A 12,823-nucleotide genomic window follows, 5' to 3' on the forward strand; every position below is an offset into this window, starting at 1 on the left:
GATCGGATTGATTGAGTGCTCATACTGAAGTTAATAGTAGTTCCAGCTTGGAAGCAGGTTGGGACTCTGTGATTCTTTATGAGTTGTAGTAATTAAGCAGAGATTGAACTGAAGAGTTTGATCCTGGCTCAGATTGAACGCTGGCGGCATGCTTTACACATGCAAGTCGAACGGCAGCACGGGGGCAACCCTGGTGGCGAGTGGCGAACGGGTGAGTAATGCGTCGGAACGTACCGAGTAATGGGGGATAACGTGGCGAAAGTCACGCTAATACCGCATACGCCCCGAGGGGGAAAGCAGGGGATCGCAAGACCTTGCGTTATTCGAGCGGCCGACGTCTGATTAGCTAGTTGGTAGGGTAAAGGCCTACCAAGGCGACGATCAGTAGCGGGTCTGAGAGGATGATCCGCCACACTGGGACTGAGACACGGCCCAGACTCCTACGGGAGGCAGCAGTGGGGAATTTTGGACAATGGGCGAAAGCCTGATCCAGCCATTCCGCGTGAGTGAAGAAGGCCTTCGGGTTGTAAAGCTCTTTCAGCTGGAACGAAACGGTACGCTCTAACATAGCGTGCTAATGACGGTACCGGCAGAAGAAGCACCGGCTAACTACGTGCCAGCAGCCGCGGTAATACGTAGGGTGCGAGCGTTAATCGGAATTACTGGGCGTAAAGCGTGCGCAGGCGGATTRTTAAGCAAGAYGTGAAAKCCCCGGGCTTAACCTGGGAATGGCRTTTTGAACTGGYAGTCTAGAGTGTGTCAGAGGGGGGTGGAATTCCACGTGTAGCAGTGAAATGCGTAGAKATGTGGAGGAACACCAATGGCGAAGGCAGCCCCCTGGGATAACACTGACGCTCATGTACGAAAGCGTGGGTAGCAAACAGGATTAGATACCCTGGTAGTCCACGCCCTAAACGATGTCAACTGGTTGTTGGGGGAGTGAAATCCCTTAGTAACGAAGCTAACGCGTGAAGTTGACCGCCTGGGGAGTACGGTCGCAAGATTAAAACTCAAAGGAATTGACGGGGACCCGCACAAGCGGTGGATGATGTGGATTAATTCGATGCAACGCGAAAAACCTTACCTACCCTTGACATGTCCGGAATCCTGCAGAGATGCGGGAGTGCCCGAAAGGGAATCGGAACACAGGTGCTGCATGGCTGTCGTCAGCTCGTGTCGTGAGATGTTGGGTTAAGTCCCGCAACGAGCGCAACCCTTATCATTAGTTGCTACGCAAGGGCACTCTAATGAGACTGCCGGTGACAAACCGGAGGAAGGTGGGGATGACGTCAAGTCCTCATGGCCCTTATGGGTAGGGCTTCACACGTCATACAATGGTCGGTACAGAGGGTTGCCAAACCGCGAGGTGGAGCTAATCCCTTAAAGCCGATCGTAGTCCGGATCGTAGTCTGCAACTCGACTACGTGAAGTCGGAATCGCTAGTAATCGCAGATCAGCATGCTGCGGTGAATACGTTCCCGGGTCTTGTACACACCGCCCGTCACACCATGGGAGTGGGTTTCACCAGAAGTGGGTAGCTTAACCTTCGGGAGGGCGCTCACCACGGTGAGATTCATGACTGGGGTGAAGTCGTAACAAGGTAGCCGTATCGGAAGGTGCGGCTGGATCACCTCCTTTCAAGAGAACAGGTCGCGGCGGCCAAGTATCCACAACTTATCGGTTGTTCAGACAAAGAGCCTCGAGACGAGAGGGTCTGTAGCTCAGCTGGTTAGAGCACCGTCTTGATAAGGCGGGGGKCGTTGGTTCGAACCCAACCAGACCCACCACCGGKTCCAAGCNGGGGGATTAGCTCAGCTGGGAGAGCACCTGCTTTGCAAGCAGGGGGTCGTCGGTTCGATCCCGTCATCCTCCACCAGTMCCACGGTGGGTGAGCGTCGAAGGGCTAAGCAGTGCGCAGCCGCGGTTGYGCAGTGCTTAGGCCTTGGCAGGATTWGAGGCAATGTTCTTTAACAAAGTGGAAGAAGTAAAGTGTGCAGCATCTGTTGCGCTGTGTCAGCGGCGCGTGAAGACAGATGTTGAACATGGGTTGTGTGATTGCATTTCAATCGGCCGCGCTTTGAACCAGCGGCGGTCGGTTGGCACAAGCGTGAGTTCGTCTATGACACGGCCCCTGGTAACAGGGTCCAGAGTTATAGGATCAAGCGACTAAGTGCATGTGGTGGATGCCTTGGCGATCACAGGCGATGAAGGACGTGCAAGCCTGCGAAAAGCGGGGGGGAGCTGGCAATGGAGCTTTGATCCCCCGATGTCCGAATGGGGAAACCCACTCCTTCGGGAGTATCCCAGACTGAATCCATAGGTCTGTGGAGGCGAACGCGGCGAACTGAAACATCTAAGTAGCCGCAGGAACAGAAATCAACCGAGATTCCCCAAGTAGTGGCGAGCGAACGGGGATGAGCCTGCACGACTAAACCATTTACTTAGCAAAACGGTCTGGAAAGTCCGACGATACAGGGTGATAGTCCCGTATGCGAAAAGTAGGTGGCGGGTCTGAGCGTGCGACAAGTAGGGCGGGACACGAGAAATCCTGTCTGAAGATGGGGGGACCATCCTCCAAGGCTAAATACTCGTGATCGACCGATAGTGAACCAGTACCGTGAGGGAAAGGCGAAAAGAACCCCGGGAGGGGAGTGAAATAGATCCTGAAACCGCATGCATACAAACAGTGGGAGCCTCAGCAATGGGGTGACTGCGTACCTTTTGTATAATGGGTCAGCGACTTACATTCAGTGGCGAGCTTAACCGGATAGGGGAGGCGTAGCGAAAGCGAGTCCGAACAGGGCGATTCAGTCGCTGGGTGTAGACCCGAAACCAGATGATCTACCCATGGCCAGGATGAAGGTTGGGTAACACCAGCTGGAGGTCCGAACCCACTACCGTTGAAAAGGTAGGGGATGAGCTGTGGGTAGGGGTGAAAGGCCAAACAAATCTGGAGATAGCTGGTTCTCTCCGAAAGCTATTTAGGTAGCGCGTCGTGTATCACTTCCGGGGGTAGAGCACTGTAATGGTTGTGGGGGTCATTGCGACTTACCGCGCCATAGCAAACTCCGAATACTGGAAAGTGCGAGCACGGCAGACAGACAGTGGGTGCTAACGTCCATTGTCGAGAGGGAAACAACCCAGACCGCCGATTAAGGTCCCGAAGACACAGTTAAGTGGGAAACGAGGTGGGAAGGCTTAGACAGCCAGGAGGTTGGCTTAGAAGCAGCCACCCTTTAAAGAAAGCGTAATAGCTCACTGGTCGAGTCGTCCTGCGCGGAAAATGTAACGGGGCTCAAACTGTGCACCGAAATCGCGGATATGTGCGTTCCACTTTAGTTCATTCCTAGCGAGAAGCTGTCAGCGCGCAGCGCTGACAAAGCGTCCCCCAAAGTCGAGTCGGGGGTGGAGTGAATTAAAGGGAACGCACATATGGTAGGAGAGCGTTCCGTAGGCCGTTGAAGGTGGGGTGTGAACCCTGCTGGAGGTATCGGAAGTGCGAATGCTGACATGAGTAGCGATAAAGCGGGTGAAAGGCCCGCTCGCCGAAAGCCCAAGGTTTCCTGCGCAACGTTCATCGGCGCAGGGTGAGTCGGCCCCTAAGGCGAGGCCGAAAGGCGTAGTCGATGGGAAACAGGTTAATAGTCCTGTACCTTTATGCAATGCGATGGGGGGACGGAGAAGGTTAGGTAGGCCGGGTGTTGGATGTCCCGGTTCAAGCGTGTAGGCGTGCCCGGTAGGCAAATCCGCTGGGCTTAGCCGAGGCGTGATGACGCAAGGTCCTTCGGGACCCCAAGCTGCTGAGACCCCGCTTCCAGGAAAAGCCTCTAAGCTTCAGTTGCATGAAGACCGTACCGCAAACCGACACAGGTGGGCAGGATGAAGATTCTAAGGCGCTTGAGAGAACTCAGGAGAAGGAACTCGGCAAATTAGCACCGTAACTTCGGGAGAAGGTGCGCCCCGGTAGGTTGTAGAGATTCACTCTCGAAGGCCGATGGGGTTGCAGTGAATAGGTGGCTGCGACTGTTTAATAAAAACACAGCACTCTGCAAAGGCGAAAGCCGACGTATAGGGTGTGACGCCTGCCCGGTGCCGGAAGGTTAAGTGATGGGGTGCAAGCTCTTGATCGAAGCCCCGGTAAACGGCGGCCGTAACTATAACGGTCCTAAGGTAGCGAAATTCCTTGTCGGGTAAGTTCCGACCCGCACGAATGGCGTAACGATGGCCACACTGTCTCCACCCGAGACTCAGCGAAGTTGAAATGTTTGTGAAGATGCAATCTCCCCGCGGCTAGACGGAAAGACCCCATGAACCTTTACTGTAGCTTTGCATTGGACTGTGACGGGACTTGTGTAGGATAGCTGGGAGCCTGTGAAGCGAGGACGCTAGTTCTCGTGGAGGCGWCGTTGAAATACCAGCCTGGTGTCGTTGCGGTTCTAACCTGGGTCCCTTATCGGGATCGGGGACCGTGCATGGTGGGCAGTTTGACTGGGGCGGTCTCCTCCCAAATTGTAACGGAGGAGTACGAAGGTCTTCTAGGTACGGTCGGACATCGTACTGATAGTGCAATGGCAWAAGAAGGCTTGACTGCGAGACTGACACGTCGAGCAGGTGCGAAAGCAGGTCATAGTGATCCGGTGGTTCTGTATGGAAGGGCCATCGCTCAACGGATAAAAGGTACTCTGGGGATAACAGGCTGATTCCTCCCAAGAGTTCATATCGACGGGGGAGTTTGGCACCTCGATGTCGGCTCATCACATCCTGGGGCTGTAGCCGGTCCCAAGGGTATGGCTGTTCGCCATTTAAAGTGGTACGTGAGCTGGGTTTAAAACGTCGTGAGACAGTTTGGTCCCTATCTGCAGTGGGCGTTGGAGATTTGACGGGGGCTGCTCCTAGTACGAGAGGACCGGAGTGGACGCACCTCTGGTGTACCGGTTGTGACGCCAGTCGCATCGCCGGGTAGCTATGTGCGGAAGAGATAACCGCTGAAAGCATCTAAGCGGGAAACTCGCCTGAAGATGAGATCTCCCGGAGGCTTGACCTCCCTGAAGGGTCGTGGAAGACCACCACGTTGATAGGCCGGGTGTGGAAGCGCAGTAATGCGTTAAGCTAACCGGTACTAATTGCCCGTGCGGCTTGATCCTATAACCTTAAGCAAGGTCCAGGACAACACCGCGCACAAATACAATCCCAATCCCTGACTTCTTCCAAATACGCTCCGACGTCACCGACGGCGGAGCACCCCGTCAAGTCTGACGACCATAGCAAGTCGGTCCCACCCCTTCCCATCCCGAACAGGGCCGTGAAACGACTCCGCGCCGATGATATTGCGCACCACGCGTGAGAAAGTAGGTCATCGTCAGACTAATTACAGAGAAAGGCCCTGGAGAGATGATCTCCAGGGCCTTTTGCTTTCTGCGCCGTGGTAGGCTCCCGGCATCCGTTTCAGCGAGGAGCCTGCCATGAAATTCAAGGCCGCCGTTCTCAGGCAATCCGGCCTGCCGCGCCCGTACGCGACAAGCCGCCCGCTTTCCATCGAAACCGTCGAAGTGCCTCCGCCCGCCGCGGGGGAGGTCGTCGTCGCCATCAAGGCAGCCAGCCTGTGCCATTCCGATCTTTCCGTGGTAAATGGCGACCGTGCCTGGCCCATGCCCATCGTGCCGGGGCACGAAGCGGCGGGTGTGGTCGAGGAGACCGGGCCCGGCGTGCATTCGGTTAAGCCGGGCGATCACGTCGCCTTGATCTTCCTGACCCAGTGCGGCGAATGCGAGCATTGCATCGAGGGCAGGCCGTCGCTGTGCGCGCGCGGCACCCAGGCCAACCGCGAGGGGCGTCTTCTCACCGGCGGGCCGCGCCTGTGCCTGGACGGACAGGCCGTGCATCACCACATGGGCCTGTCGGCCTTCGCCGAGTATGCCTTGGTGTCGGAGAAATCGTTGGTGAAAATTCCTGCCGACCTGCCCTTCGTCGAAGCCAGCCTGTTTGGCTGCGCGATCATGTGCGGTGCGGGCACTGCGCTGTACTCCGCCCGGGTACGGCCGGGCCAGACTGTGGCGGTGTTCGGTCTTGGTGGGGTGGGCCTTGCCGCAGTGCTCGGCGCCGTGACGGCAGGTGCTGGCCGCATCATCGCCGTCGATCCGAGCGAGGCCAAGCTGGCGCTTGCCCGTTCAATCGGCGCCAGTGATTGCGTCAGCGCCGGAAGCGCAGATGCCGTGGCGACCGTGCGCGAGCTGAGCCAGGGCGGCGTCGACCACGCCATCGACACCACTTCCTCGCTGGACGGCTTCGGCAACGCCTTCGAGGCCACGCGCCGGGGCGGCTGTACGGTGACGACGAGCCTGACCCACCCCTCGCAGCAATTCAGCTTTCCGGTCGCCCGCATCGTCGCCGAGGCACGCACCATCAAGGGCAGCTACATCGGCACCTGCGTGCCGGGACGGGACATTCCGGCGTTCATCCAGCTCTATCGCCAGGGACGGATGCCGGTGGACAAGCTCATCACGCGTACCATCAAGCTGGACCAGATCAACGAGGCTTTCGACGCGCTTTCGGACGCCAGGGAGGTGCGGCAGGTCATCGCATTCTAGTCGTCCCCCTCAACGTCCAGATCCGGAATGTGGCCAAAGGCGATGCGCATGGGCGCAGCCTGCAGCGCTGCGTGCGCACCGCCGAAATACAAGGTCTGCTTGCCGTAGCGCAGGTTGAGCGAATCGATTACGGCATTCAACTGGTCATGGGAACGGCCCGCATCAAAGAGGGAGCGGACCTGGTACTCCTGCTCGCCGAGGCGCGACAGAACGACGGTGACAGACAAGGGTTGTGCCCGGTATCTGCCGGGGAAGCCCTGCCATAGCTGCTGCAGTGCCTCAAGCAGTTTCAGCGTGTCGTTGGTAGGATCGAACAACGCCTGCTTTTCCCAGCCGTTGCCATTGCGGAATTTGACTTTCACCTGCATCGCGCCTGCAACGCTGGCATAGCTTCGCAAGCGCATCGCCGCCTTCTGCAAGAGACGATGCAGCACCGAGAAAGCCGCCTGCGGCGTTCGCAATTCCGGCGGCAGCACATGGGAATGGCTGACGCTGCCGCGCTGCGAGGGAAGATCGGGCACTTCCTCCCCGCGTAGGCGGGCATGGACACGTTCGCCTTCGATGCTGCCCCAGGCCAGGCGCAGCTCCTCCCTGCTTGCAGCACATAGTTCGCCCACAGTGCGGATGCCGTTGCGAACCAGGCGCTGCTCCATCGCCCTTCCAATGCCGCAAAGGTCGCGCAGTTCCAGACCGTAGAGGCAAGCCGGCAGATCCTTGTCCTCGAGGACGATGAGCCCGTCCGGCTTTTTCATGTCCGAGGCGACCTTGGCGAGGAACATGTTCGGCGCGATACCGATCGAACTGCGCAGTTCGCTGCCGACGCGCTCGGCGATGGCACGCTTGATTTGCTGCGCCAGAGCGAGTGCCCGCCCGCGCTGACGATCGCTGCCCGTGAGATGGCAGACCATTTCGTCGATCGACAGTACCCGGCTTACATGCAGACAGGATTCGACCGCCTCGACCAGCCTGTGGTGCAGCTCGACGTAGACCGCCGGGCGCGCCTCGACGAATTGAATGTCCGGGCAGAGTTTCCTGGCGTCGCTGACAAGCGTTCCGGTTTTAACACCGCAGCGCTTGGCTTCGTAGCTGGCGGCGATGCAGCAGGTGGTTTCCGCCACGACCGGGAGCACGGCAATCGGCCTGCCCCGCAGCGTGGGCTGCAACTGCTGCTCGACGGAGGCGAAATAGGAGTTGAAATCGACGTAGAGCGCGCGAAGGGACATGGCGCAAAAAAGTATAAGTCAGTCCCGGCAGGACGGCGCATGCGCTGCGCTATTTGCCGGAGCGGGAGATCAGCAGTCCCAGCACGATGCCGGCAACGGAAGCCGAAGCAGTCACGAGCAGCGCCGATTGCCAGCGCCCGCCGCTCGCGGAGACGATGGCGGCGATCAGGGGGATGCCTGCGAACTGGCCGAGATTCGATCCTTGCAGGTAGAGTCCCTGCAGCGTTCCGATCTGCTGCGGCCTGGCGGCCAGCACCACGGAAGAGGACAGCACCGCCACGGGAATCGCTCCGCCGACGCCGGTCAGGATCAGGCAGCACAGGTAGCGCAGCGCATCCGGCAATGCTTCAGAGAATATGCCGAAGCCGGCCAGCCCCATCACCAGGGAGGCGCCCGCGATCAGGCGACCCCGGTTGACGTGGCGATGCAGCAGCGCGCCGCCCGCGAGATTGCCCGGCACATTGACGGCAATCACCAGCGCCGTGAGCAGGGCGATCGCGCCCGCCGTGAATGCGCGCTGTTCCTTCAGGAAGGTCGGCAGCCAGATGACGACGGCGAAGAACTGCAGGGCATAGGCCGCGAAGGCCAGCATGAGGAGCCACGGGACCGGCTGCTGCAGCGCGCCGCGGATGTCGGCCATGCCTTCGTGGCGCCGCGTGCCGATGCCGACGTAATGCCGTCGTTGCGACAGCACGGCGCCGGTCGATGCCGCCAGTATGGCCAGCACCAGCCACCATAGCGGCCGCCAGTTGCCCTCGCCGACCAGCAGCGGCGCAAGGAGGACGCACAGGCTGGCCCCCGCCGGCATGAAACAGCTCCAGATGCCGAGCGTGAGACGGATCTGCCCCGGCGCGCTCGCTGCCGAGACCAAGGCCGGCGCGGAGACCGCCACCGCCAGGAATCCGACGCCCTCGACAAGGCGCGAAACCAGCAGCAGGAATTCCGACGGGTCGGCCAGCCCGAGCAGGCCGCCGCAGATGCTGGCGGACAGTCCGAACAGGCAGAAGCGCATTGCGCCGACGCGATCGGCGACGATGCCGACAAACACCCCCGTCACCACGGCGAGCGCGCTGAATGCCGCCGCCAGCCAGCCGGCGGCGGTCAGGGACAGCCCGAATTCCGTGCGCAGCTGGGGGAGCACGATCGGCAGCTTGCCGACGTTCAGGGAAACGGCCACGCCGCACAGGGTTGCGGCAAGCACGGCCGGCCATGCGGTTCCGGCCCGCTGCATGCCAGCCATCAATTGCAAACGAGGGTGTTGCCGAACTGGTGGCAGATGCGGCCGCCGCCAGCGGGCGGCACGACGATCACGGGCGAAACCTGCTGTTGCTGTGCAGGCACAGTGGGAGGGACGATCGGCGCGGACGGCGCCACTGGCAGGGCGTTTTGCGTGCCGGCTGCGGTGTAGGGGGCATTCATGGTGGGCAGTGCGTTGTCCTGCAAAAGGGGATTGGGCAGTGTCGGCATTGCTTGTGGCTGCGTCGGGGCGTGGTTCTGGATGATCGTCGTGCCGTCGCTGCGATGGATGACCGTACCGCCCGTGCAGTACGTCTTGCCGCTGCCGATGTCCTTGCAATAGGAAACCTGCGCCTCAGCAGCCGGAGCGCAGGCGAACAGTACAGCGATCAGGGGCAGTGCACGCTTCATAGTCGAATTATAGAGCGTGAAACGGAAATTCGATTCCCGGGCGTCTGCCGCCGATGATGTCGGCAACCGCCTGGCCTGAGCCGCAGGCCAGCGTCCAGCCGAGCGTGCCGTGGCCGGTGTTGTAGAAAAGATTGTCCGGCCGGCCGCGGCCGATGATGGGCACGTTGCCCGGCGTGGCAGGGCGCAGGCCGGCCCAGTATTCCACGGCGCCGGCCGGCTCGATCTGCGGGAAGAGTGTCTGCGCCCGTCGCAGAATGACCGCGCAACGGCTGACGTTGACGCTCGCATCGAACCCTGTCAGCTCGGCCGTGCCGGCGATGCGCAGGCGGTTGCCAAGGTGCGAGCAGACGATGCGGTGCGACTCGTCGGTAATGCTGACGGATGGCGCCTCGCTGTCCGCTGCCAGCGGCAGCGTCACCGAATAGCCCTTGACGGGGTAGATCGGCAGGTGTTCGCCGAGTGCGCGCGCCAGCTCTGCGCTATGGCTTCCAGTCGCGATCAGATAGGCGCCGCCGCAGAGTTCGCCGGCCGATCCCGCCGCGTCCACGACCCTTACTGCGCGCACGCCGTTCCTGCCGGCCATGAGCGACGTGACGCTAGTTTCGAAATGGAACGTCACGCCAGCTTGGCGGCACCGTTCGGCGAGTTGCTGCGTGAAGGCCAGTGCGTCCCCGGTTTCGTCGTCCGGCGCATACAGTCCGCCCGCCAGGCTGTCCCGGCAGCTGGACAGCGCCGGCTCGACGGCCAGGCAGGCGCGCGCATCGAGCACCTCGGCGCGCATGCCGAAATCGCGCAGCAACCTTGCCCGTCGGTCCGCCTGGGAAAATTCGCGTGGGCTGAAAAAGAGATGCAGAATGCCTTTGCGCAGGCGGTCATACTCGATGCCGGTATCCGCGACAAGCGCATGCAGGCAGTCGCGGCTGTGGACGGCGAGCCGGGCAATCGCGACGGTGTTCCGCCGGGTGCGGCCGGGCAGGCACTCGAGCAGGAAGCGTAACCCCCAGGACCATTGTCCCCAGTCCAGGCGCGGACGGAACAGCAGCGGCGCATCCTCGCGGCCCAGCCAGCGCAGGACCTGCGCGGGGGCGCCGGGGTTGGCCCAGGGCTCGGGATGGCTGGCGGAGATCTGCCCGCCGTTGGCATAACTCGTCTCCAGTCCGGCAGCCGGCTGGCGGTCGATGACGGTGACGGCGTGGCCGGCTTGGCGAAGGTACCAGGCGCTGGTGACGCCGGCCAGACCGGCGCCGAGGACGATGACGTGCATGCCCGATTTTAGCGCAGGGATGCAGAGCCCCGGCGAAACCCGGATAATTGAACCCTTGAATAATCGGCAACAGGAGAGAAGTCGATGCGCCGCATCACCCTCATGCAATATCTCATCGAGTTGGAACGGCAGAAGGACTGGATCAACGCCGACCTGCGCCTGCTCATCGAAGTCGTCTCGCGCGCCTGCAAGGCCATTTCCATCGCCATCGGCAAGGGCGAACTGGCCGGCATGCTCGGCGGCGCCGGCAGCGAGAATGTGCAGGGCGAAGCGCAGAAGAAACTCGACGTCATCTCCAACGAGATCCTGCTCGAGGCCAACGAGTGGGGCGGCCACCTCGCCGCCATGGCTTCCGAGGAGATGGACCATCCGCACCAGATCCCGCACCGCTTCCCGCGAGGGGAATACCTGCTGCTGTTCGATCCGCTCGACGGCTCCAGCAACATCGACGTCAACATTTCCGTCGGCACCATCTTTTCCGTCCTGCGCTGCCCGGAGGGGGTGACCGAACCCGACGACAATGCCTTCCTGCAGCCGGGCACGGCGCAGGTCTGCGCCGGCTATGCGGTGTATGGTCCCTCGACGCTGCTGGTGCTGACGCTGGGCCACGGCGTGGCCTGCTTCACGCTGGACCGGGAGACCGGCAGCTTTGTCCTCACGCAGAGCGAGATGCGCATTCCGGAGGACACCGGCGAATTCGCCATCAATGCCTCCAACATGCGCTTCTGGGAGCCGCCGGTGAAGCGCTATATCGACGAGCTGCTGGCCGGCAAGAGCGGTCCGCGCGGCCGCGACTTCAACATGCGCTGGGTGGCCTCGATGGTAGCCGACGTGCACCGCATCCTCACCCGCGGCGGCATCTTCATGTATCCGCGCGACACCAAGGATCCGGGCAAGGCCGGCAAGCTGCGCCTCATGTACGAGGCCAACCCGATGGCCTTCATCGTCGAACAGGCGGGCGGCGCCGCCACCAACGGTCGCGAGCGCATCCTCGACATCCGGCCGACCGGGCTGCACCAGCGCGTCGCCGTGGTCCTCGGCTCGAAGAACGAAGTCGAGCGGGTCACCGGCTATCATGCCGCCTGACGCACCGCCCGCCGGGCAGGAATTCGCCACCCTCGCGGGCGGCTGCTTCTGGTGCCTGGAGGCGGTGTTCGACGAACTGGAGGGCGTCACCGACGTCGTCTCCGGCTATACCGGCGGGCATGCGCCGGATCCCGACTATCGGCAGGTCTGCTCGGGCGAGAGCGGGCACGCCGAGGTGGTGCGACTGACTTTCGATCCCGCCAGGATCGGCTATCGCGAGATTCTCGAAGTGTTCTTCGCCATCCACGACCCGACCACGCCCAATCGCCAGGGCAATGACATCGGCACGCAGTATCGTTCGGCGATCTACACTCATTCGCCGCGGCAGCAGATCGAGGCACAGACCTTGCTGGACGAATTCGCTGCGGCCAACACCTTCGGTGCCCCCGTGGTCACCGAGCTTGCGCCGGCCGGCACATTCTTCCCCGCCGAGGATTATCATCAGCAATATTTTCGCAACCACGAGCACCAGCCCTACTGCCAGTTCGTCGTGGCGCCCAAGCTGGCGAAATTCCGCAAGCTGTTCGCCTCCCGGCGCAAGCCCCAATGATTTTTTTCGGAAAGGATGTTTCATGAGCCAGACCACCACACCCAGCGGACTGATTTACGACGAAGTCACCGTCGGCAGCGGCGATGCCGCCGCGATCGGCCAGACCGTGTCCGTGCATTACACCGGCTGGCTGACCGACGGCACCAAATTCGACTCGAGCAAGGATCGCAACGAGCCCTTCGAATTTCCGCTGGGCGCCGGCTACGTCATCCGCGGCTGGGACGAGGGGGTGCAGGGCATGCGGGTGGGGGGTGTGCGCAAGCTGACGATTCCCCCCGAGCTCGGCTACGGTGCGCGCGGGGCCGGTGGCGTGATTCCGCCCAACGCGACCCTTGTATTCGAGGTCGAACTGCTCGAAATTCTTTGACGGCCGGGTGTGTACCGGGGCTGCGGGGTCGCGTAGAATGCGCCACGTCCCGGACCTGCCACGATCCGGACGGTGCGGCGGCGCGATCGACCCGATCGC

General features: G+C 61.4%; 8 protein-coding genes, 2 tRNA genes and 3 rRNA genes. 9 read left to right on the top strand and 4 right to left on the bottom strand.

What is annotated here, in order from left to right; genetic code table 11:
* The first annotated feature begins 105 nt into the window (after positions 1-105).
* The 6 genes from ROZ00_00275 (at position 106) to ROZ00_00300 (ending at position 6,587) form a co-directional block, all read left to right on the top strand.
* Positions 106-1,638 (top strand): 16S ribosomal RNA (locus ROZ00_00275).
* A gap of 72 nt (positions 1,639-1,710) precedes the next feature.
* Positions 1,711-1,787 (top strand) — tRNA-Ile (locus ROZ00_00280).
* A 13-nt stretch (positions 1,788-1,800) separates the two neighbouring features.
* Positions 1,801-1,876 (top strand) — tRNA-Ala (locus tag ROZ00_00285).
* Between the two features lie 280 nt (positions 1,877-2,156).
* Positions 2,157-5,144 (top strand): 23S ribosomal RNA (locus ROZ00_00290).
* A gap of 107 nt (positions 5,145-5,251) precedes the next feature.
* Positions 5,252-5,365: ribosomal RNA gene (rrf, locus tag ROZ00_00295) — 5S ribosomal RNA — on the top strand.
* The 16S, 23S and 5S rRNA genes sit together here with 2 tRNA genes alongside, the layout of an rRNA operon.
* Positions 5,366-5,462: 97 nt before the next feature.
* The gene (locus ROZ00_00300) at positions 5,463-6,587 is read left to right on the top strand and encodes a zinc-dependent alcohol dehydrogenase family protein (GenBank protein ID MDT3734646.1); all 1,125 of its coding nucleotides are present in this window, start codon (positions 5,463-5,465) and stop codon (positions 6,585-6,587) included.
* Here ROZ00_00300 and ROZ00_00305 read toward each other — a convergent pair.
* Genes ROZ00_00305 through ROZ00_00320 form a run of 4 tightly spaced genes read right to left on the bottom strand, consistent with a single transcriptional unit; the run spans position 6,584 to position 10,721 of the window.
* The gene (locus tag ROZ00_00305; GenBank protein ID MDT3734647.1) at positions 6,584-7,810 is read right to left on the bottom strand and encodes a DNA polymerase; all 1,227 of its coding nucleotides are present in this window, start codon (positions 7,808-7,810) and stop codon (positions 6,584-6,586) included. The genes ROZ00_00300 and ROZ00_00305 overlap by 4 nt on opposite strands.
* Positions 7,811-7,859: 49 nt before the next feature.
* Positions 7,860-9,011: an MFS transporter gene (locus ROZ00_00310; GenBank protein MDT3734648.1), complete on the bottom strand. Its 1,152-nt coding sequence runs from the start codon at positions 9,009-9,011 to the stop codon at positions 7,860-7,862.
* 38 nt (positions 9,012-9,049) lie between these two features.
* On the bottom strand, positions 9,050-9,457 hold the full coding sequence (locus tag ROZ00_00315) for a hypothetical protein (GenBank protein MDT3734649.1): 408 nt from the start codon (positions 9,455-9,457) through the stop codon (positions 9,050-9,052).
* Positions 9,458-9,464: 7 nt separating this feature from the next.
* Positions 9,465-10,721 (bottom strand): D-amino acid dehydrogenase, encoded by a 1,257-nt coding sequence (locus ROZ00_00320; protein MDT3734650.1) that lies wholly within the window; start codon positions 10,719-10,721, stop codon positions 9,465-9,467.
* Positions 10,722-10,805: 84 nt separating this feature from the next.
* Between ROZ00_00320 and ROZ00_00325 the strand changes: the two genes are divergently transcribed.
* The 3 genes from ROZ00_00325 to ROZ00_00335 are packed head-to-tail and all read left to right on the top strand — an operon-like array spanning position 10,806 to position 12,724.
* Positions 10,806-11,807, top strand: a complete 1,002-nt coding sequence (locus tag ROZ00_00325) for a class 1 fructose-bisphosphatase (protein MDT3734651.1) — start codon at positions 10,806-10,808, stop codon at positions 11,805-11,807.
* Positions 11,797-12,357, top strand: a complete 561-nt coding sequence (msrA, locus tag ROZ00_00330; protein ID MDT3734652.1) for a peptide-methionine (S)-S-oxide reductase MsrA — start codon at positions 11,797-11,799, stop codon at positions 12,355-12,357. The genes ROZ00_00325 and msrA overlap by 11 nt, the downstream gene beginning before the upstream one ends.
* 22 nt (positions 12,358-12,379) lie before the next feature.
* Entirely contained in the window at positions 12,380-12,724 is a 345-nt protein-coding gene (locus tag ROZ00_00335; GenBank protein MDT3734653.1) for an FKBP-type peptidyl-prolyl cis-trans isomerase, read from the top strand.
* Positions 12,725-12,823: the final 99 nt, after the last annotated feature.

The organism is Denitratisoma sp., assembly GCA_032027165.1.
Taxonomy (GTDB): Bacteria; Pseudomonadota; Gammaproteobacteria; order Burkholderiales; family Rhodocyclaceae; genus Desulfobacillus.